This is a genomic window from Kribbella catacumbae DSM 19601 (assembly GCF_000372465.1).
Lineage (GTDB): Bacteria > Actinomycetota > Actinomycetes > Propionibacteriales > Kribbellaceae > Kribbella > Kribbella catacumbae.
In genome coordinates, this window is sequence record NZ_AQUZ01000030.1 from 40,063 (window position 1) to 62,674 (window position 22,612).

The 22,612-nt window shown below is 68.0% G+C and carries 22 protein-coding genes and 1 pseudogene; 10 read left to right on the plus strand and 13 right to left on the minus strand.

Features of this window, described 5'->3' with window-relative positions; all coding sequences use genetic code 11:
• Positions 1-61 precede the first annotated feature (61 nt).
• Both A3ES_RS0127505 and A3ES_RS56280 read left to right on the plus strand, forming a co-directional pair.
• The gene (locus A3ES_RS0127505; protein ID WP_020390059.1) at positions 62-637 is read left to right on the plus strand and encodes an HhH-GPD-type base excision DNA repair protein; all 576 of its coding nucleotides are present in this window, start codon (positions 62-64) and stop codon (positions 635-637) included.
• A 39-nt stretch (positions 638-676) separates the two neighbouring features.
• Positions 677-1,594 (plus strand): hypothetical protein, encoded by a 918-nt coding sequence (locus A3ES_RS56280; protein WP_237745065.1) that lies wholly within the window; start codon positions 677-679, stop codon positions 1,592-1,594.
• A gap of 72 nt (positions 1,595-1,666) precedes the next feature.
• Here A3ES_RS56280 and A3ES_RS56285 read toward each other — a convergent pair.
• Positions 1,667-1,747: pseudogene (locus A3ES_RS56285) on the minus strand (hypothetical protein); the annotation flags it as partial.
• Between A3ES_RS56285 and A3ES_RS56290 the strand changes: the two are divergent.
• Complete coding sequence (locus A3ES_RS56290; protein WP_237745074.1) at positions 1,740-2,069, plus strand: hypothetical protein; 330 nt, start codon at positions 1,740-1,742, stop codon at positions 2,067-2,069. The pseudogene A3ES_RS56285 and the gene A3ES_RS56290 overlap by 8 nt on opposite strands.
• Positions 2,070-2,084: 15 nt before the next feature.
• On the opposite strand, the gene A3ES_RS0127520 is transcribed toward A3ES_RS56290, so the two are convergent.
• From A3ES_RS0127520 to A3ES_RS0127545, 6 genes are all read right to left on the minus strand, one after another.
• Entirely contained in the window at positions 2,085-3,026 is a 942-nt protein-coding gene (locus tag A3ES_RS0127520) for a PD40 domain-containing protein (protein WP_040455737.1), read from the minus strand.
• On the minus strand, positions 3,023-4,267 hold the full coding sequence (locus tag A3ES_RS0127525; protein WP_020390063.1) for an MFS transporter: 1,245 nt from the start codon (positions 4,265-4,267) through the stop codon (positions 3,023-3,025). Before A3ES_RS0127525 ends, A3ES_RS0127520 begins: the two co-directional genes overlap by 4 nt.
• On the minus strand, positions 4,267-5,550 hold the full coding sequence (locus tag A3ES_RS51605) for a metallophosphoesterase family protein (RefSeq protein WP_020390064.1): 1,284 nt from the start codon (positions 5,548-5,550) through the stop codon (positions 4,267-4,269). Before A3ES_RS51605 ends, A3ES_RS0127525 begins: the two co-directional genes overlap by 1 nt.
• A 153-nt stretch (positions 5,551-5,703) precedes the next feature.
• Complete coding sequence (locus A3ES_RS0127535) at positions 5,704-7,800, minus strand: iron ABC transporter permease (RefSeq protein WP_020390065.1); 2,097 nt, start codon at positions 7,798-7,800, stop codon at positions 5,704-5,706.
• Positions 7,797-8,771 (minus strand): ABC transporter substrate-binding protein, encoded by a 975-nt coding sequence (locus tag A3ES_RS0127540; RefSeq protein ID WP_020390066.1) that lies wholly within the window; start codon positions 8,769-8,771, stop codon positions 7,797-7,799. The genes A3ES_RS0127535 and A3ES_RS0127540 overlap by 4 nt, the downstream gene beginning before the upstream one ends.
• Before the next feature lie 7 nt (positions 8,772-8,778).
• Entirely contained in the window at positions 8,779-9,600 is an 822-nt protein-coding gene (locus A3ES_RS0127545) for an ABC transporter ATP-binding protein (protein WP_026163251.1), read from the minus strand.
• Positions 9,601-9,831: 231 nt separating this feature from the next.
• Between A3ES_RS0127545 and A3ES_RS0127550 the strand changes: the two genes are divergently transcribed.
• The gene (locus A3ES_RS0127550) at positions 9,832-11,208 is read left to right on the plus strand and encodes an HNH endonuclease signature motif containing protein (protein ID WP_237745067.1); all 1,377 of its coding nucleotides are present in this window, start codon (positions 9,832-9,834) and stop codon (positions 11,206-11,208) included.
• Between the two features lie 228 nt (positions 11,209-11,436).
• Positions 11,437-11,571, plus strand: a complete 135-nt coding sequence (locus tag A3ES_RS56805; protein WP_020390069.1) for a hypothetical protein — start codon at positions 11,437-11,439, stop codon at positions 11,569-11,571.
• A gap of 170 nt (positions 11,572-11,741) precedes the next feature.
• Here the strand turns inward: A3ES_RS56805 and A3ES_RS0127560 are convergent, their stop codons facing one another.
• Both A3ES_RS0127560 and A3ES_RS0127565 read right to left on the minus strand, forming a co-directional pair.
• Positions 11,742-13,754 (minus strand): NADPH-dependent 2,4-dienoyl-CoA reductase, encoded by a 2,013-nt coding sequence (locus A3ES_RS0127560; RefSeq protein ID WP_020390070.1) that lies wholly within the window; start codon positions 13,752-13,754, stop codon positions 11,742-11,744.
• The gene (locus A3ES_RS0127565; RefSeq protein ID WP_026163252.1) at positions 13,751-14,311 is read right to left on the minus strand and encodes a PadR family transcriptional regulator; all 561 of its coding nucleotides are present in this window, start codon (positions 14,309-14,311) and stop codon (positions 13,751-13,753) included. Before A3ES_RS0127565 ends, A3ES_RS0127560 begins: the two co-directional genes overlap by 4 nt.
• A 119-nt stretch (positions 14,312-14,430) precedes the next feature.
• Between A3ES_RS0127565 and A3ES_RS0127570 the strand changes: the two genes are divergently transcribed.
• The gene (locus A3ES_RS0127570; RefSeq protein WP_020390072.1) at positions 14,431-14,907 is read left to right on the plus strand and encodes a cation:proton antiporter regulatory subunit; all 477 of its coding nucleotides are present in this window, start codon (positions 14,431-14,433) and stop codon (positions 14,905-14,907) included.
• A 10-nt stretch (positions 14,908-14,917) separates the two neighbouring features.
• The gene (locus tag A3ES_RS0127575; RefSeq protein ID WP_237745068.1) at positions 14,918-16,129 is read left to right on the plus strand and encodes a cation:proton antiporter; all 1,212 of its coding nucleotides are present in this window, start codon (positions 14,918-14,920) and stop codon (positions 16,127-16,129) included.
• A gap of 114 nt (positions 16,130-16,243) precedes the next feature.
• On the opposite strand, the gene A3ES_RS0127580 is transcribed toward A3ES_RS0127575, so the two are convergent.
• From A3ES_RS0127580 to A3ES_RS0127595, 4 genes are read right to left on the minus strand one after another with little or no spacing between them, the layout of a single operon-like run.
• Positions 16,244-16,831, minus strand: coding sequence for a YdeI/OmpD-associated family protein (locus A3ES_RS0127580; protein WP_020390074.1), 588 nt, complete (start codon positions 16,829-16,831; stop codon positions 16,244-16,246).
• Positions 16,832-16,877: 46 nt separating this feature from the next.
• Positions 16,878-17,351, minus strand: a complete 474-nt coding sequence (locus tag A3ES_RS0127585) for a methylated-DNA--[protein]-cysteine S-methyltransferase (RefSeq protein WP_337587772.1) — start codon at positions 17,349-17,351, stop codon at positions 16,878-16,880.
• A gap of 8 nt (positions 17,352-17,359) precedes the next feature.
• On the minus strand, positions 17,360-17,932 hold the full coding sequence (locus A3ES_RS0127590; protein WP_020390076.1) for a GNAT family N-acetyltransferase: 573 nt from the start codon (positions 17,930-17,932) through the stop codon (positions 17,360-17,362).
• Between the two features lies 1 nt (position 17,933).
• Positions 17,934-19,394 (minus strand): AlkA N-terminal domain-containing protein, encoded by a 1,461-nt coding sequence (locus A3ES_RS0127595; RefSeq protein WP_020390077.1) that lies wholly within the window; start codon positions 19,392-19,394, stop codon positions 17,934-17,936.
• Positions 19,395-19,573: 179 nt separating this feature from the next.
• Between A3ES_RS0127595 and A3ES_RS0127600 the strand changes: the two genes are divergently transcribed.
• The 3 genes from A3ES_RS0127600 to A3ES_RS0127610 all read left to right on the plus strand — a co-directional run bounded on the left by A3ES_RS0127600 (position 19,574) and on the right by A3ES_RS0127610 (position 22,609).
• A complete protein-coding gene (locus tag A3ES_RS0127600) occupies positions 19,574-20,314 on the plus strand; it encodes an SDR family NAD(P)-dependent oxidoreductase (RefSeq protein ID WP_026163255.1) in 741 nt (246 codons plus the stop codon).
• A gap of 31 nt (positions 20,315-20,345) precedes the next feature.
• Positions 20,346-21,131, plus strand: coding sequence for an LLM class flavin-dependent oxidoreductase (locus A3ES_RS0127605; RefSeq protein WP_026163256.1), 786 nt, complete (start codon positions 20,346-20,348; stop codon positions 21,129-21,131).
• Between the two features lie 467 nt (positions 21,132-21,598).
• On the plus strand, positions 21,599-22,609 hold the full coding sequence (locus A3ES_RS0127610) for a LacI family DNA-binding transcriptional regulator (RefSeq protein WP_051084823.1): 1,011 nt from the start codon (positions 21,599-21,601) through the stop codon (positions 22,607-22,609).
• Positions 22,610-22,612: the final 3 nt, after the last annotated feature.

Genomic DNA, 22,612 nt, shown 5'->3' on the forward strand with positions numbered 1-22,612 from the left:
ACGTCGTCCTGCCCTCGCCGAGCATAGGCCCAGGACTCCCGGTGGTGCGAGAATCGGCGGCATGGGCTTCCAGATCGCTAACGAGCCGGCCGCCGACCAGGTTCTCGACCAGTATCCGTTCGCCGTCCTGGTCGGCATGATGCTCGATCAGCAGTACGGCATGGAGCATGCTTTCCGCGGCGGCTGGAAGGTGCTGAGCCGGTTCGGGAATCTCGAGCCGGCCGCCATCGCCGCCGCCGAACCCGAGGCGTTCAAGGAACTGTGCAGCCAGCCGCCGGCCATTCACCGGTTCCCGGGCTCGATGTCGGCGCGGCTGCAGGAACTCGCCGCGCTGGTCGAGACCCGGTACGACGGTGACGTGACTCGCCTGTGGACCGAGGCGACCACCGGGCAGGAGCTGTTCAAGCGGGTGCAGGAGCTGCCCGGCTTCGGCAAGCAGAAGGCGCAGATCTTCGTCGCCCTGCTGGCCAAGCAGCTCGGCGTCCGGCCGCCTGGCTGGGAGGCGGTGGCCGGGGACTACGCGCTGGACGGCTATCGGTCGGTGGCCGATGTCGTAGACGCGGACTCGCTGCTCAAGGTCCGCGAGTTCAAACAGCAGAAGAAGAAAGCCGCCAAGGACGCCAACCTCGCCGGCTGAGCCACCACTCCCATGCCCGCCGCCCACGAGTCCGCTCAGGTGAGTGGCGCACGGCTGGCGGAGGCGCTCAGCCGTGGACCGTTCTGTCTCGCGTTGCGGTTGGCTGTGCGGGAGAGCGGGTTGAGCCTTGACCGGCTGCAGTTCAAGCTGCGGGAGCGCGGTGCGCCGGTGAGCAAGACGGCGCTCAGCTACTGGCAGCACGGGCGGAACCAGCCGGAGCGACCGGAGTCGCTGCGCGCGCTGGCCGCGATCGAGGAGATCCTCGGCCTCGACGCAGGCGCCCTGGCCGCGCTGCTCGGCCCGCCACGTCCCCGCGGACGCTGGCTGGTCCAGAAGCCCGGGGCGCTGCGACCGGACCAGGCCTGGGCCCGTCCCGACGGCTTGGCGCGGGCGCTGCAGCGGATGGGGAGCAGCCTCGACGCGTTCCACCAGTTCGCTCAGCTCGGGCTGCACCTGCACCTGACCGTCGACGCCGAGCAACGGCTCGAGTCGATCTCGCACCACCTGGTCGCGCGCGCCGACGTCGACGGCATCGACCGCAAGATCGTCGCCGTCCGCAGCGACGCCGGTACTACGGAGCCGCTCGAGATCACCAGCACCCGCGGCTGCCGAGTCGGCCGCCAGCGGCAGGACGAGCCAACCGGCTTCACCACCTTCGAGCTGCTCCTGGATCGCCCCCTGCGCGTCGGCGAGCTCGCAGTACTGCACTACAAGGTCCGCACCAGCCTGCCGGACACCCTGCACAGCCAGCGGGTGCAGCAGTCGATGCGCGACTTCTCGATGCAGGTGTCGTTCGCGCCATCGGTACTACCGGCTCGGGTCTGCCGCCGCTACCGTTCCTCGGTCAGCGACAGCGGCACCGTCACCGACCTCTCCGTCGGCGCCAGCCACACCGCCGCGTACGCCGTCCTCGACCCCTCTCCCGGCATCCACACTCTCGCCTGGGACTGGTTCTAGTTTTGCCAGCGCTGTTGCCAGTGCTGTGGTGATCGGGACGGCCGCGATGATTCCCAACCCACCCACCAGAGCACGTACGACCTCCACCGCCACTCGCTCGGTCGACAGCACATAGGTCTCCGGTACTCCGCTGATGCTGAACAGCATGAGCATCGGCAACGCAGCCCCGGCGTACGCGAGCACCTGCACTCGCGGCACCAGGGGATGCTTGACCGCCCGTGCAGTCACGACTGTCCCGGCGCCGACGCCGTCGGTCAGCCGGACGGTCGCCCGGTCGCACTCGTCGGGCGCCAGCGGACACGGCACAAGCGCAGTCACCACTCCCCTGGCCTTCGCGCTCTGCAACGCGTCGACCTTGATCTCACCGTCAGGTCGCAGCACCACCAGAAGCACAACCGTCAAGCCCAGCAACGGTAACAGCAATCCGAGCACCAGCAACCGGGTCCGCCGCGCCACCTGCCCGACGGGCCCGTGATGATGCCCCATCGCGCTACCAGGCCGCCGGTGACGAACCAGCTACCAGCTTGCGCGGCTGCCCACTCCCATCAGCCGGTACTGCGAAAACGCCCGGCTGCCCGTCATCTTGCTTGCCATAAGCAACCGTGTCGTCGGCTAGCCACGCAGGCTGGTCATCGATGTGACTCGTCTCGGCCAGCGCGATGTCAGCACCGGTGGCCACCGTGAGCACGTGCAGCCGCCAGGTCTTGCCTGTTCTGAACTTGTAGGCGATCCGAGACCCATCCGGCGACAGCGACGGGCACTCGACGTTCTCGCGCAGCGCCGTGAGACTCCGGTTGGCCAGGTCGCCGCGTACCAGCCAGGTCTTCCCCTTCGACGCCATCGTCGCGTAGAACCTGGCGTCGTCGGCCGCGAACGTCACGCCCCAGTAGTTCACATCCACCGACCGATACGGCCGCCCGTCGACGTACGCCGTGAAATCCTCGAGCGAGCCATAGTGCGTTCCACTCCGCAGGTCGTAGATGCCGGCGGTTGTCGAGAACGCACCGGCCGCCAGGTAGCTGTCGCCCGATCGGAACACCGTCCAGGCGGCCAGCTTGCCCGACGGAGAGACCCTGACTCGACTCGGATTCCCCCACAATTGCAGGGTTTTGAGCACCTTCCCAGTCGTGTCGATGAGATCGACTTCCGATGCCATCGGTACTGCGGTAGCGCGTAGGCACGCCATTGTTCCACCGCTCGCGTAGACCCGCTGACACGCTGGCCCCGTGCCCACGACGGCATCGCCACGGACTTGCCGGACCCGATTCGTTCCAGGTTCGACGTACAGCATCGTGTCCGGCCGATCGAGCTGTACTCCGGTCTGCGCCGCCGCCGACTGCGTGGTCGCCACTCGCCAGCCGAGGTAGCCGATGCCCGCAGCAACAAACACCGCAATCAAGGTGATACCGGCAACAATTCTGCTGCGGCTCATCGGGCTGCCCCTGGACGGCAGAGCCAAGCGCCGGTGGCGATTGCTGCAGCGAGGGCGATCGCGAACAGCGCGAAGGTCAGAGTCGGTTGGACCAGGGCTGCCATCGCTCCGAAGGCCAAGGCGCCGATGGCGCGAGTCACAGCCTGCGCGGTCTGGACCACGGCCATTCCCGTTGCACGCAAGGGCGCCGGGATCAGCGGGCCGGCGTACGCCATTAGTACGCCGTCGCTTGCTGCGTAGAAGAGTCCGTGGAGTAGCAAGACCGCAGCGGCAACTAGTCGGCCTTCGATGTCGGAGGCAATCAGTAGATACGCAGCTAGCAACAACCCATGCCCGAGGAGGAACAGCTTCCACCGGCCGATCCGGTCGGCGAGTCGTCCGAACGGGATGGCGGCCAGCATGAACGTCAGCGCGGTACCGAGTGGCAACAGTGGAAGCACGGCCGGTGGTAGGCCGGCCGTGCGTTGCACCGAGAAGTACAGGAACATGTCGCCGACGGTGACCAGGCCGAGCAGGCCCGCTGCCATCATCAAACGACGGAGCTCTGGCGCGGTGGCAGCCTTGAGTGCGGCCCGGACGCTGACCGCCGCCCGGCTGACGCGGGTTGGAGGCTGCCTGACGAAGAAGACGAGGATCAGTACGCCGATCGCGGCTAGGCAGAAGCTCGTACTGAAGACGACGTCGTAGCCGCCCGGGATCGCGGCGATGATCGCGAATCCGAGCAGCGGGCCGAGTAGCGCGCCCGCTGTGTCGAGGGCTCGGTGGACGCCGAATGCTCGGCCGAGATCCTCGACTGGTGTGGAGAGCGAGATGAGTGCGTCGCGGGGCGCAGTACGGATGCCCTTGCCGGCACGGTCGACTGCGATCACTGAGCTTAGGCCGGACAGCGATCCACCGACGGCGGGGAGTCCGAGCTTCGTCACTGCGGACAGGCTGTATCCGGCGATAGCGACTGCCTTGGGTCGGCCCAGCCGGTCGGCCACGTGGCCGCCGGCTAGGCGGAGGAGCGCTGTCGCGCCCGTGTAGAGCGCATCAAGCGCACCCAGTTGCAGGAAGCCGAGCCCGAGCCCGTACATCAGATAGAGCGGCAGGATCGCCGTGACCATCTCAGCCGAGGCGTCGGTCACCAAGCTCACCAAGCCGAGGGCGACAACCGTCCCGGACACACTCCGCCCGATGGTAGGTGTCTTCAGATCAGCGGTGCGGGCGGTGTCTGCCGCCCGCGTGCTGGAGAGGTACATCACTTGGGGTGGCAGGTGCCTTGGACCGTGTCCGTGAAGGTCCGGCCCGCTACGGGTACGAAGTCGGCCGTGTAGCCGGTGGCCGTCAGGGTGAGTTTGCCGACGCCGAAGGTGTTGTACTCCTTCTTCTCGATCGTCGCGCGGGTGGTGCCACCGGAGCCGTACAGGGACTTGCCGCCGGTACCGATCAGCAGCTGCCGTACTCCGTTCACCGTGTCCTTGGTGCCATCCGGCTTCGACGGCGCGAACCGGATGTAGTTGTGGTCGTGCCCGCTGACCACCAGGTCCGCCTTGTAGTCGTAGAGCGCCTGGAAGAACGGCTGCACCGAGGTGTTGTCGCTGTAGTTGCCCGCGGCAAAGCGCGAGTGGTGCCAGTAGGCCGCGGTACAAGGCTTCGTGCTCGCGGCCAGGTCGGCGCGCAGCCACTGGACCTGAGTGCTCGTGGAGGTTTTGGAGATGTTCGAGTTCAGCGCGATGAAGTGCCAGTCGCCGACGTCATAGCTGTAGTAGCCCTTACCCCGTTCCCCAGCCCGTCCGGTGTTCTGGCCGACGCCGTTGAAGTAGTCGAAGTATCCCTTGGCACCGGAGGTGTAGTACTCGTGGTTGCCCGCCGACGGGTAGGTCTTGCTCTTGAAGACACCCCACTGCGGGTTGTACTTGGTGTTGAACTCCGACAGCGTGCCACTGTCGTACGCGTTGTCGCCGGCGGTGATCACGGCGACCGGGTTCATGTTCTCCACGACCGGCCGAGTCTGGTTGCAGGCCGAGCCGCAGATGTCACCAGCAGCCGCGACTGTGACGGTCGCCGCGACTCCTGCCTGGTAGGCGTCGATCCGGTAGTTGCTGGCGGGCGAAGCGAAGCTCGGCTTCACCGTCACACAGTTGCCCTGGAAAGCCCTGGTGTAGAAGGCCTTTCCTTGCCAGTTCGTTGCCTTGAGCGTGTAACTGCCACCGCGGGAACCCGTGACGGTGACCGTGTCCTTGCCGCTCAGAGCCAGTTCCTTGAAGCGAACTCGAACCCACCGAGAGTCCGCGGCCGCACAGACCTGCTGGCTCGCGCCGGCCTTGGCAGCGACCGCAGCGACCACGACCGTCTTGGCGCCGCTCTCAGCGAGCTGCAGTTGCTCACCCGCGACGATCGTGTCCTGCTGCTGGAGTTGCATCGACGCGGCGGCCGGCCGCGCGTCATCGCCGTACGAGACAGTGGCGACGGTGGTCAGCAGACCGCCGGTGACGAGGACAGCGATCGCAGTACGCCGGGACGGTCTTTTCAGCACGCTCATGATTCCACCTCGGGGCGGTAGGAGGACCAGGCTCTAGTGAGAGCAAAGTAACCGCCCGAGCACAATCAGCAACCACCGGAGAATCCACCAGCCGATGTTCACTGAATGAACACCGCGTGAAGCCGCCGCTCGCGACCTGTTTTCCCGGATCGTTCAGAGTTTTACCGCGCGCGTCCGCCAGAGCAGATAGACGAAGTACGGGGCACCGATCATGGCGGTCAGCAGCCCCGCCGGGATCTGCGCGGGAGCCAGCAGCGTACGGCCGAGGCTGTCCGCGACACTGACCAGTACTGCGCCCAGCAGCGCCGCGACCGGGAGCAGCCGGGCATGGCGTCCACCCACCAGCGCACGGGCTGCATGGGGAGCGACCAGGCCGACGAAGCCGACCACCCCGATCGCCGAGACCGCGGCGGCCGTCATCAGGGCAGCGCAGGCTAGCGCGATCAGCCGCATGCGCTCCAGCCGCACGCCGAGGATCCGCGGTACATCGTCATCCAGCGAAAGCAGGTCGAGCTCGCGGCGGGCGAGAACGATGATCGGTGTGAGGACCAGCAACGCGACCGCGACCGGGATCACCTGAGGCAACGTCCGTCCGTACGTGCTGCCGGACAGCCACGTCATCGCCAGGCTGATGTTCCACGGGTCGGTGTAGACGATGACGAAGGTGATGACCGCGGTCGTCGCCGAGGAGACGCCGACCCCGATCAGCACCAGCCGGTCCGAGCTGAGCCCACCCCTCCAGGAGACCAGGTAGACCAGCGCAAAGGTGGCCAGTGCGGCCGCTGCGGCGACGCCGGACAGGAGCCAGATCCCGGCCGTCGGGACGGCCATCAGGACGATCACGGCGCCAACTCCGGCACCGCCGGTGATACCGAGGATGCCCGGCTCGGCGAGCGGATTGCGGCAGACGGCCTGCACGGTGGCGCCCGCGATCGCGAGCGCGGCGCCGCAGAGGATGGCCGACAGCACGCGCGGGAAGCGCTGGTCGAGGACGAAGGTGATCGCGCGACCGGAGCGGCCGCTGATCCAGTTGGTGATGTCGCCGGTACGCAGGAAGGCGTCCCCCGCGAGCATCCCGAACACGAGTGCGCCAACGGCCAGGACGACCAGCGTGCCGGTCACGATCCAGAACGTGCGCAGGCTCCGCAGTCCTGAGCCAGTGCCGCCCGCTGCCTGACGGCTCGGGCCCGAGTCGCGGAACCGGCGGGCCAGCCAGACGAGCACGATCGCGCCGACGAGCATGGTCATGATGCCGGTCGGGATCTCCACGCCGGCCTGGCCGCCCAGGATCGCCCGCAGTACGACGTCCGAGCAGAGCACCACCAGGATGCCTGCCAGCCCTGACAGCGGCAGGAGCACACGGTGTCGCATCAGCCCGGGCACCAGCGGCGCGATCAGCCGGACGAGTACCGGCGCGACGAGGCCGACGAAGCCGACCGGGCCGGCGACGGTGACCGCCGCGGCCGAGAGCAGGACGGTCACCAGGGTGATCCAGATGCGCGTCCGGCGTACCGGGACGCCGAGCACGGAGGCCGTGTCGTCGCCCAGGGCAAGGATGTCGAGCTTGGACGCCAGCATCATCGCACCGATGATGCCGACGGCAACGACCGGCGCCATCTGCTTGACGGCTTCAAGATCGGTCTGGACGAGCGTCCCGCTCCCCCACGCGAAGGTGCCGATGGTCTCTTCGCGATACAGCAACAGCAACAAGGTGGTCAGCCCGGCCAACGCCATCGCGACCGCCGACCCGGCCAGGATCAACCGCGTCGGGCCGGCAGTGCCACCAGCCGACAACCCCAGTACCAGTACTGCGGCCGCCAGGCCCCCCAGGAACGCGACACCGCCCGACGACAGCACCGGAAGCGAAATCCCGAACGCCGCGACCACGACGACCGCCAGGTACGCACCCGCGTTCACGCCGAGCGTGTCCGGCGAAGCAAGCGGGTTCCTGGCCAGCGACTGGAGCCCGGCGCCGGCAACTCCCAGCGCCAGGCCGACCAGTACTCCGGCCAGCAGCCGGGGCAGCCGCGACGCGATGAGCACGTTCGCGGAGTTGTCCGTGCCCTGGCCGATCGCCAGCCTGAGCAGGTCCCCGGCGTTCACCGAGGACGTGCCCTGGGTCAGGTGGACCGCGGCCAGCACGACCACCGCGACGACCGCGATGACGAACACGCCGGCCACCCGCACCCGGCGTACGGGCTCCAGCGGCGCGGTGGTGATGTCGGGCCGCGCCGCGGTCAGCTGGGTCAAGAGGTGACTGCCTGCACCGTCGCGTCGATGAACTGCTCGGTCGACTTCGGGCCGCCGAACATCCAGATGCCGTCGGCGAGCCGGTGCACGTTGCCGCTCTTCACGAACGGCAGGTTCTTCCAGATCGCGTTCTTGGCCAGGTCGCCACCGAACACGTCACCACCGTCGGCGGTGTTGGCGATGTAGAGGAACTCGCCGTCCTTCAGCTTGGTCAGGCCCTCGATGTCGGTCGAGGCCAGGCCGTAGTCCGGGTCGCCGGCGCCGGTCCAGGCGTTCTTCATGCCCAGCTCGTTCGTGACCGCGCCGAGCAGCGAGCCGGAGGTGTACATCCGGATCGAGATCGTGCTGCCTTCCTTGTACCCGTCGGCCATCGTGTACGCCGCACCACCCTTGCCCGCGTCGGCGATCTTCTGCTTGCCGTCGGCAAGCTTCTTGTCGAAGTCCGCGAGGGCGGTCTTGGCCTGCTCGGTCTTGCCGACGGCCTGGCCGATCAGCTCGAAGTTCTTCCGCATCTGCGGGATCGCGTTCTTCGCGTCCGCGCCCCGGACGACGAGTACCGGCGCGGCCTTCTCCATCTGCGCGATGGTGGCGGCGGACTCGTCGGTGGTGGTGATGATCAGGTCGGGGTTGAGCGCGACGATCGCGTCCACACTCGACTCACCGCGGGTACCGACGTCCTTGACCGACGCGTCGAGCTTCTCCGCGGTCACCCAGGCCTTGTAGCCCTTGGTGTCGGCGACGCCGACCGGCATCACGCCGAGGGAGATCAGGCTCTCGACGACACCCCACTCCAGGCCGACCACCTTGGCTGCAGGCGCCTTGAGGTCGATCTTCTTGTTCCGCGCATCAGTGACGGAGACCGGCTGGGCCGCAGCCGACCTGTTCGCCTCCGGGGTGACGTTCTCGCTGCTGCCACAGGCGGTAAGCACCAGGGCCAGTGCGGCGGCTGCTAGGGCGGTGACTCGTTTCATCAGGACCTCAGTTGGTTTGGAGGGTGGGTCGTTGCAGGTGCTTGCCGACGGGCTGGGTGCTGACCAGCCCGGTGCTCGAGTCGGTACTGACCTCGATCCGGATCCCGTAGGTCTCGGACAGTGCATCCGCCTGCAGGACTTCGGCCGGCGTACCGGTTGCACGGATCCTGCCCTTGTCCAGCAGGGCGATCCGGTCGGCCACGGCGGCGGCCTGGTTCAGGTCGTGCAGGACAACACCGACGGCAACCCCGTGGTCGTCGGCGAGATCGCGCATCAGGTCGAGGATCTCGATCTGGTAGCGCAGGTCGAGAAAGGTGGTCGGCTCGTCGAGCAGCAGGACGCCGGTGTCCTGGGCCAGGCAGGTGGCGAGCCAGACGCGCTGGAGCTCACCGCCGGACAGTTCGTCCACGGCCCGCTCAGCCATCGAGGTGACGCCGGTGACGTCCATCGCGTGGGTGATGGCCCGGTTGCCGTCCGGGTCGTCGTGCCGCCAGCGCCCGCGGTACGGGTGCCGGCCGTAGCCGACGACGTCGCGGACACTGACGCCGTTCGGGGTCGGTCGGGACTGTGAGAGCAAGGTCACCCGGCGCGCGAAGTCCTTCGAGGACAACGCGAGCGCGGACTCGCCGTCGGGGAAGCTGATCTCCCCCGCGTCCGGCTTGTGCAACCGGGCGAGGGCACGCAGCAGCGTCGACTTCCCGCTGCCGTTCGGCCCAACCAGAGCAGTGACGCCGGCCGCCGGGATCTCGAGCGACGCGCCGTCCACCACCTGTTTGCCGTGATACCCGAGACAGAGCCCTACCCCGGCCAGCCCCACAGATTCCCGCATGGCCCGAAGGCTAGCCTAACCTAACCAACCGTGTCAGCCTCACGATCAGCAACAGTCCGACTACAGAAGGCGGCGCGACCATTCCGGCCCGAGGCGAGCGCAGCCCCGTCTGCGGCTGGCCAAGCCCAGTAATCTTACTGCGTTTCTGTCATTCTGCGATGTGTTGTTTCCCCTTGTGGACAAGGGCTTTGCGGCCAGAAACTGTCGGCGGCGCCGTCTAGCCTTGGCTGTATGGATGCTCGTGCGGCGGTGTTGATGAGTGGCAGCGAACTGCTGTCCACTCTCGACGAGCTGCACGATGAGATCGCCGAGCGGGAGACCCGCCGCCGGGAGGTGATCGCTCGCCTGGACGAGATCGGGTACGCCAAGGAGATCGGTGCTCACGACACCGCCCGGCTGATCGCCGACCGGTATCGTCTGGACCCGGCCGAGGCCGCTCGCCTGGTCAGGTTCGGCAAGGCGCTTCCGAAGTACTCCGCGGTCGCGGCAGCGTTGCCGGGCGGTTGCGGTGAGGGCATGCTGCTGCACCCGGCGCAGGCCGAGGCGATCATGTCCGCGCTCGAACAGATCCCGGCGGCGGCGAACGTCCCGGTCGACGACCTGATCGAGGCCGAGCAGCGGATGGTTCAGGCAGCCCAGCGCATGTGTCCCAGCGAGCTGCGGTCGATGGGTGTCCAGGTCCGCAACATCCTCGACACCGACGGCCCCGAACCCCGCGAAGACGCCGCCCGCCAGAAGGAAGACCTGTGGTTGAAGAAGACTGAGGACGGTGTCCGGTTCGGTGGCAATCTGGCCGCCGAGAACGCCGAACTGTTCCAGACCCTGATCCAAGCCGGCGCCAAACCCCACAAAGCCGCCGACGGTGAGCCTGATCCCCGGTCGCGTGGCAAACGCCATGCCGATGCCCTGGTCGACGTACTGAACATCGCTGCCGGTTCGGGTGAGTTGCCTGGCCGGGGCGCCATCAAGCCGCACATCACCGTCATCATCAACCTGGACGACCTCATCAACGCCGGGAAGAACGCAACCGGCGACCTCGTCTTCGGTGACGGCCTGTCCGCGAGCGCGGTGCGCCGCCTGGCCTGCGACGCCGGCGTCATCCCGGTGGTGCTGGGCTCGGACAGTCAGCCGTTGGATGTCGGGCGGGAGGTCCGGTTCGTCACCCCTGCCCTGCGTAACGTCCTCAACCAGCGTGACCGCGGCTGTGTCGTATGCGGCGCCCCGCCGATCTACTGCGACGCGCATCACCTGGCGAGCTGGCTCGACGGTGGCATCACCAGCGTCGCGAACCTAGTCTTGTTGTGCCGGGTGCATCACACCGCCCTGCACAAGGGCCACTGGACCATCCAGATCATCGACAACCAGGTCCAGGTCACCCACCCCACCTGGGCCGACCGACCACCAGGTCGGCACCGAAAACCCACACCGCCCAGCCCACCCGTCGATGCACCACTCGCACCGCCGGACGCTGGCACCTGCACCACCGCCGCCGACGCCGACGCCGACGCACCACCCACACTCAACCGGGTCTGGCCCTTCAGCAGCGACGCCAATTGGATCACTCCCCAAGAGGCAGCCGCATTCGACCCCTGGGCCGACAACGCCTGACAACCGACGCGATCGGCAGCACCCCGGGCCCAGTTGCCGCCAGATGCACCCGGTCTCGGCCCGCGGCGATGCGGAGAGCGCTCCGCGCCACTGTCTGCGGCTACGTTGTAGGGCGTGAGTGCTGAGACTGGATGGACCTGGGCGCACTACAGCGCCGACAAGCCGCTTGGGCCTCCCGTGTGGCTTGGAGAGACCTACCCAACGGAGGCACAAGCCAGAGAAGCGCTTGTGCGCTACATACTCGCCCTGGACACCCCACACCGAGAACTCGCTCTCCAGCAGCTCGCCGAAGAGTCCGCGAACCCAACCGTCGTACTCATGCTCCCGGACGCCGTCTTCACCACCCGAGCCACCGAGACCTGAACCTTAGGCAGTCTCAGCCCGAATGCCGCCAGCCTCATCGCCTACTTCTCAGCCCAAGGCCAACGGTCAGCCTCAGCGCCTCCTCAGCTCTCTATCTATCTCTTGCTCTTGTACTTCGCTCTTGCTCTTGCACTTCGCTCTTGTACTCGTTCTTGTTCGTGTTCTTGTTCTTAGAGGGTGGCGGCGAGTTGGGTGCCTTGGGCGATGGCTCGTTTGGCGTCTAGTTCGGTGGCTACGTCGGCGCCGCCGATCAGGTGGACGGGGGCGGTCAGGCTGGCGGCCAGGTCGCGGACTGATTCCTGGCCGGCGCAGATGACGATGGTGTCGACGGCCAGGACGCGGGGCTTCTCGTGTTTGGGGCCGAAGGTGAGGTGGAGGCCTTCGTCGTCGATGCGTTCGTAGTTGACGCCCCGGAGTTGCTCGACGCCCTTGTTTTTCAGGGCTGCGCGATGCACCCAGCCGGTGGTCTTGCCGAGTCCGGCGCCGATCTTGCCGGGTTTGCGCTGGAGCAGGAAGACCTGGCGGGGTGATGGTTCGGGGCGCGGTTTGGCGAGGGCACCAGGTGCTGAGAGCGGATCGGTGACACCCCATTCGGCCTTCCAGGCGGCGAGGTCCAGGGTCGGCGAGTCGATGGTGGTGAGGAACTCGCTGACGTCCACGCCGATCCCGCCGGCGCCGATCACCGCGACGGACTTCCCGACCGGGCGGCCGTGGCGGACGACGTCGACGTACGAGAGGACCTTTTCGTGGTCGATGCCGGGGATGGACGGGATCCGCGGGACGACGCCGGTGGCGAGGATGACCTCGTCGAAGCCCTCGAGATCCGCCGCGATGGCCCGGTGGCCGAGGTGGACCTTGACACCGGTCAACTCGAGGCGGCGTTCGTAGTACCGGATGGTCTCGGCGAACTCCTCCTTGCCGGGGATCCGTCGCGCGATCCCGAACTGCCCGCCGATCTCGTCATCCGCCTCGAACAGCTCGACGTCATGCCCGCGCTCAGCCGCCGTCACCGCCGCCGACAACCCCGCGGGCCCGGCACCGACCACAGCGATCCGGCGGGTACGACGTGTTGGCAGCAGCACCAGTTCGGTCTCGCGACCGGCACGAGGATTCACCATGCAGCTCGCCTTGCGTTTGGCGAAGACATGATCCAGGCAGGCCTGGTTGCAGGCGATGCAGACGTTGATCTCGTCGGCTCGATCGGTAGTTGCCTTGAGCACCCATTCCGGGTCGGCCAGGAACGGGCGGGCCATGCTGATCAGGTCGGCGTCGCCGCGGGCCAGGACCTCCTCGCCGACCTGGGGCAGGTTGATCCGGTTCGAGGTGACCACCGGGATCTTCACGTGCGGCCGGAACGACGCAGTGATGGAGGTGAACGCCGCGCGCGGCACCGACGTGACGATGGTCGGCACCCGCGCCTCGTGCCAGCCGATGCCGGTGTTGATGATCGACGCGCCGGCCGCCTCGATCTCCTTGCCCAGCGCAACGACCTCTTCCCAGTCCTGACCGCCTTCGACCAGGTCGGCCATCGAGAGCCGGTAGATGATCAGGATGTCCGGCCCGACTCGTTGCCTGATGCCCCGGACGATCTCGATCGCGAGCCGGCGCCGGTTCTCCGCGCTGCCGCCCCAGCGGTCCTTGCGCTTGTTGGTCCGCTCGGCCAGGAACTGGTTGATGAAGTAGCCCTCGGACCCCATGATCTCGACGCCGTCGTAGCCGCCCTCACGAGCCAGCGCCGCACAGTCGACGTACGCCGCGATCTGCCGCCGCACCCCGCGATCCGACAGAGCCCGCGGCTTGAACGGGTTGATCGGCGCCTTCAGAGCCGAAGCCGAGACGCTGAACGGGTGATAGGAGTAGCGCCCAGCATGCAGGATCTGCAAGGCGATCAGCCCGCCCTCGGCATGCACGGCATCGGTGACGATCCGATGCCCGCGAGCCTCCCGGCGAGTGCTGAGCTTCGAGCCGAAGGGAGTCAGCCAGCCGGTCCGGTTCGGCGCGTAGCCACCGGTGACGATCAGGCCGACCCCGCCGCGGGCCCGCTCGGCGAAGTACGCGGCGAGCTTCGGCAGGTCTTTGGCCCGGTCCTCGAGGCCGGTGTGCATCGAGCCCATGATCACGCGGTTCTTACATGTGACGTGGCCGAGGTCCAGCGGGGCCAGCAGGTTCGGGTACTCGCTCATCGGGTGCCTTCCGATCGCATCGCCTGAATGACTTCGTCGCACCAGGCCACGAAGGACTCCTCCGCGCGGACGCCGCCACGCAGTACGAGGTACTGATGCAGTTCGCGGCCGTTGAGCTTGTCCGCCCCCGACGAATCGCTCTGTGGGAAGTCGCGGCGCTGGATGCCGCGATAGATCTCCAGCCGGGTCGAGTGCTCGGCCCGGTGCCGCTCGACTTCCCGCAGTACTGCGGCCGTGTCGCCCAGCGAGGCTCCGCGCAACTTCACGCCCAGACCGTCGCGCAGGATGGCCGGGTCGACGGGCTCGGCGAGCCAGCGGGTCAGCTCGTCGCGGCCGGCCGGCGACACCTCGTAGACCTTCTTGTCCGGGCGGCCGTCCTGGGCGACATCGGTGTGAGTGACCCAGCCGGCGTCGTCCATCCGGCGCAGCACCCGGTAGATCTGCTGGTGGGTCGCCGGCCAGAAGTACCCGATCGACCGGTCGAACCGCCGGGCCAGCTCGTAACCGGACCCGGCGCGCTCGGTCAGCGAGACGAGAATCGCGTGTTCGAGGGCCATGGAGCCGACCATATCTATGCAACGAGTTGCACTGCACCTGATTGCAAGCCAACTCACATCCAGCCAGTTGGCCGATGCGGGAGAATGGTTGCAGACGCCAGCTATTGCGGGGAGCGGACATGGACCACCCGACCAGGACGACGTTGCCCGGGATCGGCACCCGGTACGACCTCATCACCGACGGCGGCAAGCACGTCTCGGTGGTAGTGCACACGGACGGCCGGCGGTTCCTGGGGTTCCATGATCCGGAGGACGACGACAGTTGCCTCGGCAGCGTGCCGCTCGACCCGGCCGAGGCGAGCGCGCTCGGCCAGTTGCTGATCCCCGCGCCGATCGAACCGCTGCGCGGCGACATCGAGATCGACCTGGTCACCGAACAGATCCCGATCACCAGCCGCTCCCCGTACTCCGGCCGCACGCTCGGCGACACCCAGGCGCGTAGCCGGACCGGCGCGTCGATCGTGGCCATCCTGCGCCGCACCGGCGCGATCCCGTCGCCGGCCCCCGACTTCCGGTTCGCGACCGGGGACACGATCGTCGTGGTCGGCACCCGCGAGGGCGTCGACGCCGTCGCCGAACTGATCACCGGTGGCTGAGATGCACGATATGACCGCCCTGCTGATCGAGCTGGGCGCGGTACTGCTTGCCCTCGGCATCCTCGGCCGGATCGCCGGCCGGGTCGGGTTCTCGCCGATTCCCCTTTATCTGCTGGCCGGTCTGGCCTTCGGGCACGGCGGGTTGCTGCCGCTGGACGCGTCCGAGGAGTTCGTTGCCACCGGCGCCGAAATCGGTGTGATCCTGCTGCTGTTGCTGCTCGGGCTCGAGTACACGGCAGCCGATCTGGTCGGCACGCTGAAAACGCAGTACCTGTCCGGCGTCGTCGACTTCCTGCTGAACGCATTGCCGGGCGCGGCCGTCGCATTGCTGCTGGGCTGGGGACCGGTCGCGGCCGTCGCGCTGGCCGGTGTCACCTGGATCTCGTCGTCGGGCGTGATCGCCAAGGTGGTCGGCGATCTGGGCCGGCTGGGCAACCGCGAGACGCCGGTCGTGCTCGGGATCCTGGTCCTCGAAGACCTGTCGATGGCGGTCTATCTGCCGATCCTGACCGCGCTGCTGGCCGGCGTGGGCCTGGCCGGTGGCAGCATCACGTTGCTGATCTCCCTCGGCACGGTGAGCGTCGTGCTGTTCGTTGCCCTGCGCTACGGACGGGTGATCAGCCGGGCCGTCTCCTCGGACAACCCGGAGATGCTGCTGCTCGTCGTGCTCGGGCTGACGCTGCTCGTCGCGGGCATCGCGGCAAAGCTGCAGGTGTCGGCGGCGGTCGGCGCCTTCCTCGTCGGGATCGCATTGTCGGGTGAGGTCGCCAAGGGCGCGCGCAATCTGCTCAGCCCGCTGCGGGACCTGTTCGCCGCGGTGTTCTTCGTCTTCTTCGGGCTGAGCACCGACCCGGCCGACATCCCGCCCGTACTGGGGATCGCACTGGCGCTCGCCGTACTGACCTCGCTGACCAAGATCGCGACAGGCTGGTACGCCGCCCGCCGGGCCGGCGTGAAATCCGCGGGCCGCTGGCGAGCCGGTGGCACGTTGGTGGCGCGTGGCGAGTTCTCGATCGTGATCGCCGGCCTGGCGGTCGGGGTCGAACCGCGACTCGGCCCGCTGGCGACGGCGTACGTGCTGATCCTCGTCATCCTCGGCCCGATCGCCGCTCGCTTCACCGAACCGGCCGCCCGCAGACTGACCAACCTCCCCAAAGATCCTGAGCCCGTCGCCCCTCCCGCAGCGGAGCGGCTGGACGACACGGCCAACACTCGCGGTTGACCGGACCGCCACCACACACCAACTTCCTCTCTGCGCCACCGAACGGGCGAAGCTGAGCGTGAATGGGTGCGATCTCCCCCGATCAGCAGGCCTTGGTGTGTGATGGCGGTCCGGTCAGCGGGGGTGATTCGCGCGTTGGTTGACCGCGGCGAGGGTGACCGTCTGGGTGATGCGGTGGGCGCGGGTTTCGGGGCGCTTGGCCAGGGCGATCCACTCGAGGATCCGGCGCTTGGACGACGGCGAGAAGGCTGCGAAGTGCTTCGCGGCCTCCTCACACCCGTCGAGCTCCGCCTGCAGGTCGGCCGGGATCACGCCATTCTGGGCCTCGGCCAGGCAGTCCCAGGTGCCAGTGCGATGAGCTAGATCGAGCAACTCCTGACCCGCAGCCTCCATCAGCCCGGCGGCGAGCAGTTTCTCGACGCGGTCGCGGTTGACCTGGCTCCAGGTACTGCGTGGGTTGCGCGGCGTGAAGGTCTGGTAGGTGCTGGAGTCGTCGCGGCGCAACGTCTTGCTGTCGATCCACCCGAAGCAGAGCGCGTGCTCGACCGCCTCGGCCAGGTTGATCCCGGTCTCGCCCTTGCGGTGGACAACCACCCACACCGCGCGCTCGGTCCGCCCGTGCTGCGCCAGCCACTCGCGCCACTCCCCGACCGTCGCCGGGTCGAACGCCTCGTCATCGGTGACTACCTGCTTTGTGCTCATACCCAGAGCATGCTCCCGATAAGTGCTCATCCACTGAGCACTTTGTTCAGAAGAGTACGTCGGACCGCTCGTGGTCGAGCAACCGCTGCTTGCGGTCCAGCCCGCCGCCGTACCCGGTCAGGCTTCCCGTCGAGCCGATGACGCGATGGCACGGCACGATGATGCTGACCGGGTTCTTCCCGTTGGCGAGGCCGACCGCCCGGGACGCACCCGGGACCAGGCCGAGGGTGGCGGCGAGTTGCCCGTACGTCGTGACCTCGCCGTAAGGGATGTCCTGCAACGCCTCCCAGACCCGCTGCTGGAAGGGCGTGCCGGTCAGCTTCAGCGGTACGTCGAAGGTGGTGCGCTCGCCCGCGAAGTACTCCTTCAACTGTTGCTCGACCTCGGGCAGGATCGAGTCGTCGCGCAGCCCGAAGATCTCCTGCGGCGGGCGATGCCGCTGCTGCTCCATGTACAGCCCGGCCAGCTCCCCCGTGTCCGCGGCCACCAGCGTGAGCGACCCGAGCGGGCTCTCGATCACCGCGTGAGTCACTGCGATGCCGCCCACTGCGCACTGATGATCCGGTAGAGCACGTGTCGCTGCAACGGATGGCCCGCAGCCAACCTCGGGTGGTCGAAGTCGCCGGCCTGGTCGTGCGTCATGCCGATCCGCTCCATCACCCGCTGGGAGGGTTTGTTCGTGGTCGTCGTGAACGAGACCAGTTCCTCAAGTCCAGCCGGCCCGAACGCATAGGCCAGCGAGGCCCGCGCCGCCTCGGACGCATAACCGTTGCCCCAGGCATCCTTTGCCAGACGCCAGCCGATCTCGACGGCCGGCATGAAGTGCGCCTCGAAGCTCGGCACCGACAACCCGGTGAAGCCGATGAACTGCCCGGTCTCCCGTACTTCGACAGCCCACAGCCCGAAGCCCCGCTCGGCGAACCTCGCTTTGCTCCGCTCGATCAGGGCGTCACTGTCCGCCCGCGTCGTCAGTGCCGGGAAGTGCTCCATCACGGCCGGGTCCGCGTTCATCGCCGCGAACGGCTCGTAGTCGCTGTCCTTCCACTGCCGGAGCAGCAGACGGTCGGTGGCCAGCTCGGGGCGGTGGTTCGGCTGAGTCATGTCACTCCGCACTCTCGACGGCAGGGATCTTGTTGATGGCGTGGTCTCCGGTCGCCCACAGATACTGCACGGCGTACGCGCGCCACGGCCGCCAGGCCCGGGCATGCTCCGTCAGTACTTTAGGGGCCTCCGGCAACCCCAGCTCGCGAGCGGCGTACTTGATGCCCAGATCGCTGGCCACGAAGGCGTCCGGATCACCGAGCGCGCGCATCGCGATCGACTCGACCGTCCACGGACCGATACCGGGCAACGCCGCGAGCTGCTCGCGCGCCTTGTCCCAGTCGCTGCCGGCGCCGAGGTCGATCTCCCCGGCCGCGAGCGTGGCGACCAGCGTGGTCAACGTCGTACGCCGGGACTTCGGGAACGCGAGCGTCTCGGGATCAAGCCCGGCCAGCGCCTCCATCGTCGGGAACAGGTGAGTCAATCCACCGGCCGGATCCTCGATGGGCTCGCCATAAGCCTGGACGAGCCGGCTGGCGTGAGTCCGCGCCGCGGCCGTCGACACCTGCTGCCCAAGCACGGCCCGTACTGCGAACTCCGCGCCGTCGACGGTGTGCGGCACCCGCCGGCCTGGTGCCTTGTCGATCAGCGGTGCGAGCACAGGGTCGGTCCGCAGCCGGTCGTCGACGGCGGTCGGATCCGCATCGAGGTCGAGCATCCGGCGGCAGCGGCTGATCGCGATCGCCAGGTCGCGCTGGTCGGTGAGGGACAACTGGCAAGCGATGTGGTCTGGCATCGGCCGGAGCGCGACGACGCCGTGCCCGTGCGGCAGCCGCAGCGTCCGGCGGTAGGCGCCGCCATGCCATTCCTCCACACCTGGCACGCCGGTCGCGATCAGGTGCCCGAAGAGGTTGTCGGGCGTCAACGGCTGACGGAACGGCAGCCGCAACGAGATCGTGCCCGGGGCTGCGGTCGCGTTCCCGCGTTTGGAGCGCGTGCGCAGCTCGCTCGGCGAGAGCGCGAAGACCTCCTGCACCGTCTCGTTGAACGTCCGCACACTGGAGAATCCTGCGGCGAAAGCGACATCGGCCATCTGCAGCGAACTGGTCTCGATCAGCAGCCGCGCGGTCTGGGCCCGCTGCGCCCTGGCCAGCGCGAGCGGCCCCGCACCGAGCTCGGCCTGCAACTGCCGCTGCACCTGGCGAACGCTGTAGCCGAGCTGCGTCGCCAGCCCCGGTACGCCGTCGCGGTCGACCACGCCGTCGCCGATCAAGCGCATCGCCCGCGCGACCAGGTCGGCCCGGTGATTCCACTCGGGCGACCCCGGGCTGGCATCCGGACGGCAGCGCTTGCAGGCGCGGAACCCGGCCTGCTGGGCAGCGGCGGCGCTCGGGTAGAACCGCATGTTCTCAACCTTGGGCGGCACCACCGGGCAGCTCGGCCGGCAGTAGATCTTGGTGGTCAGGACTGCAGTGAAGAACCACCCGTCGAACCGGGCGTCCTTCGACTGAACCGCTCGCACGCACCGCTCGACGCATTCATACACATCCCCAGCATCCCCGGCCCCACCGACAGTTTCTAGCGAATTTGCGACATCGAGGTACGCCGCCCCTCAACGCCCGCAGTAGCGGAAATACGACCTGAGGATCCCGGGTCGTATTTCCGCCAGCCTGGCCGGGCTCGGGCGGGAAGGCTGAAGCTATGACTGAACTTACTGGGAAGATGGCATTGGTGACCGGCGGCAGCCGTGGGATCGGGGCCGCGGTGGCGATCGCGCTGGCTGAGCAGGGCGCCGATGTCGCCCTCACCTACAACAACTCGCCTGAGGATGCGGCCGCAGTAGTCAAGGAGATCGAGGCCGCCGGGCGGCGTGGGTTCGCTATCAAGGCTGACTCGGCGGATGCGAGTGCCGTGACGGCGGCGGTCACCCGGGCGTACGAAGTACTAGGCGGGCTCGACATCTTCGTCAACAACGCGGGCATCGGCGCGATGGGCGTGATCGGCGACGTCACGCTCGAGGACCTCGACCGGGTGCTCGCGATCAACGTGCGCGGCGTGTACGTCGCAGCGCAGGCCGCGGCGGCAGTCCTGGCCGACGGCGGTCGGATGATCCACATCGGCAGCTGCATCGCGGACCGCAATACCGGCCCGGGCATGAGCCTCTACACGATGAGCAAGTCAGCGGTGGTCGGGATGAACAAGGGCCTGGCCAGGGACCTCGGCGCTCGCGGGATCACCTCGAACGTCGTACAGCCCGGCCCGATCGACACCTCGATGAACCCTGCCGACGGACCTTTCGCCGCACCGCAGCGAGCGTTCCTCGCGCTCGACCGCTTCGGCACGGTTCACGACGTCGCAGCAGCCGTCCGCTACCTCGCCGGCCCGGGCGGCGCCTACGTCACCGGCACCGAACTGAGCGTCGACGGCGGCCACGCGGCCTAAAACTGTCGGACCTGCTGACTAGCTTGGCAGGATGCGCTTCTCATTGACGTTCGGAGCAGTAGGGCCAGGCCGCGACCCACGCGGCCTGGCCGAGCTCGCACGGATGGCGGAGGACTGCGGATGGGACGCGGTCTTCCTGGAGGACTACCTCATCTACCAAGGCGAGGCCGCGCAACCGGCGTACGATCCGTGGATCTGTCTGGCGGCAATGGCGTGCGCGACCTCGACGCTCAAGCTCGGTACTACGGTGACGCCGGTGCCGCGTCGCCATCCCTGGAAGCTGGCCGCCGAAGCCGTTGCCTTGGATCACCTATCGGGCGGGCGGATGATCTTCGGGGTGGGGATCGGCGACCCTGGTGATCCTTTCCTGACAGGTGAACCGCGTGTGCTGGCCGAGAAGCTGGATGAGTCGCTGGAGGTCATCGACGCGCTGTGGACTGGTGAGCCTGTGCACTACGCGGGTCAGCACTACCAACTCGACGGTGCTCAGATGACTGCGAGACCTCTTCAGCAACCCCGCATTCCGATCTGGGTCGGCGGCAACTTCCTGGTCCCCTCCGTCCGCCGGCGGATCCTCCGCTGGGACGGCAGCTGTGCCTACAAAGGCACCACCACAGCACCCCAGCAAACAACCCCCGAAGACGTCCGCGCACTCCGCGCCGACCGAGGCCAGGGCAACTTCGACATCAAGGTCAGCAACGGTGACCCCGGCGCCTTCGCCGAGGCCGGCGCCACCTGGTGGGGCCGCTGGATCGCGCCTGGCCCCCTCGCAGACGCTCACCAAGCCCTGCGCGCCGGCCCACCCCGCCTTCACTGACTCCTGACCTCCCCCGCAGCTGAACGGACCGCGGCGCTCTCGGTCTGCTGCGATAGCGCCTTATCCCACCAATAGCCTGCTATACAGCGCGCCATCGGTAACAGAACCGGCCATCGGTACCTCGCAACCCGGCGTACCCGACCTGAATGGGCGCTGTCCCGGCCCGTCTTCGCCGGCTAGGTGTACCGAGCCCACCGGTGGTGGGCTTGAACACCTTGTGGTGACCTTGAACAGGGTGGACCTTGTTCAAGGTCGCCGTTAGGGGTCCGAGCCCACCACATGTGGGCTCGCGGCCGAAAGGTCGGGGGCGGGGCGTGCGTGCGCGGCCGTGTGCGCCTTCGGCTTCCATGCCTCTGCCTGCGGGTCGGCGGGGGCGAGACGTTGACAGGGAAGGGGGTTGGCGGCGAGACTGCGGGTGCGTTTGAACGTTAAAACGCCGGTCTCCGGGTGATGCGAGGGGGTACGTCGTGGCTACGTTGAAGCAAGTTGCCGCTCATGCGGAGGTGTCGGTTCAGACCGTCTCCAACGCTCTGAACGCGCCTCACCGGCTACGGGCGGCCACCCTCCAGCGGGTGACCCGGTCGATCGAACTGCTCAACTACCGGCCCAATCGTAACGCGCGCAGCCTGCGGACGAGCGCCGTCGAGCTGATCGGGTACTGCGTCCCCAGCTGGCCCAACGGGCAGGCGCATCTGGTGATGGACCAGTTCCTGCACGCGCTCTGCGCCTCGGCGGAGAGCAGCGGCCGGCACATTCTGCTGTTCACCGCTCCGGTCGGGGTCGAGGGCATGCCGGTCTACGAAGACCTGCACGCCCGCCGTCTCGTGGACGGGTTCGTGCTCTCGCAGACCGAGACCCACGATCCGCGGCACGGCTGGCTGAAGGAGCAGCTGATTCCGTTCGTCTCGTTCGGCCGGGTCTGGAAGGAGTCCACTCAGCCGGGCCCGTGGGTCGACGTCGACGGCGCCGGTGGTTGTGCAGCCGCGGTCCGCCATCTGCACGAGACGGGCCGCCGGCGGATCGGTTTCCTCAGCTGGCCGAAGACCTCCGGACTCGCCGAGGACCGGCTGAGCGGCTGGCAGACCAGCTGCCGCGAACTGGGTCTCCCGAGCAACCACGAGCTGGCCTTCCGTTGCCAGGAAGACACCATCGACGCCGGCGCCCGTGGTACCGCGGAACTGCTCGACGCCGACCCCGGCATCGACGCGATCGTTGCCATCAGCGACATTCTCGCGCTCGGCGCCCTGCGCGAACTCACCCGGCGTGGGCTCACCGCCGGCGTCGACATCGCCGTCACCGGGTTCGACGACTCGCCGCTCGCGTCGGTGGTCTCCCCCGCGCTGACCAGCATCCGGCAGCCGATGGACCAGATCGCCACCGAGCTGATCGACATCCTCACCGCCCCGGCCCCGGCCGGTTCCACCGAACGGCTCCTGCAACCCGAACTAGTAGTCAGGGGCAGCTCAGCCCCTGGCTGATAA

Coding starts and splice junctions, on each gene's coding strand:
- A3ES_RS0127505 (WP_020390059.1), top strand. CDS start 62: ATGGGCTTCCAGATCGCTAACGAGCCGGCCGCCGACCAGGTTCTCGAC.
- A3ES_RS56290 (WP_237745074.1), top strand. CDS start 1,740: ATGAGCATCGGCAACGCAGCCCCGGCGTACGCGAGCACCTGCACTCGC.
- A3ES_RS0127520 (WP_040455737.1), bottom strand. CDS start 3,026: ATGAGCCGCAGCAGAATTGTTGCCGGTATCACCTTGATTGCGGTGTTT.
- A3ES_RS0127525 (WP_020390063.1), bottom strand. CDS start 4,267: ATGTACCTCTCCAGCACGCGGGCGGCAGACACCGCCCGCACCGCTGAT.
- A3ES_RS51605 (WP_020390064.1), bottom strand. CDS start 5,550: ATGAGCGTGCTGAAAAGACCGTCCCGGCGTACTGCGATCGCTGTCCTC.
- A3ES_RS0127540 (WP_020390066.1), bottom strand. CDS start 8,771: ATGAAACGAGTCACCGCCCTAGCAGCCGCCGCACTGGCCCTGGTGCTT.
- A3ES_RS0127545 (WP_026163251.1), bottom strand. CDS start 9,600: ATGCGGGAATCTGTGGGGCTGGCCGGGGTAGGGCTCTGTCTCGGGTAT.
- A3ES_RS0127550 (WP_237745067.1), top strand. CDS start 9,832: ATGGATGCTCGTGCGGCGGTGTTGATGAGTGGCAGCGAACTGCTGTCC.
- A3ES_RS0127560 (WP_020390070.1), bottom strand. CDS start 13,754: ATGAGCGAGTACCCGAACCTGCTGGCCCCGCTGGACCTCGGCCACGTC.
- A3ES_RS0127565 (WP_026163252.1), bottom strand. CDS start 14,311: ATGGCCCTCGAACACGCGATTCTCGTCTCGCTGACCGAGCGCGCCGGG.
- A3ES_RS0127570 (WP_020390072.1), top strand. CDS start 14,431: ATGGACCACCCGACCAGGACGACGTTGCCCGGGATCGGCACCCGGTAC.
- A3ES_RS0127575 (WP_237745068.1), top strand. CDS start 14,918: ATGACCGCCCTGCTGATCGAGCTGGGCGCGGTACTGCTTGCCCTCGGC.
- A3ES_RS0127580 (WP_020390074.1), bottom strand. CDS start 16,831: ATGAGCACAAAGCAGGTAGTCACCGATGACGAGGCGTTCGACCCGGCG.
- A3ES_RS0127590 (WP_020390076.1), bottom strand. CDS start 17,932: ATGACTCAGCCGAACCACCGCCCCGAGCTGGCCACCGACCGTCTGCTG.
- A3ES_RS0127600 (WP_026163255.1), top strand. CDS start 19,574: ATGACTGAACTTACTGGGAAGATGGCATTGGTGACCGGCGGCAGCCGT.
- A3ES_RS0127605 (WP_026163256.1), top strand. CDS start 20,346: ATGCGCTTCTCATTGACGTTCGGAGCAGTAGGGCCAGGCCGCGACCCA.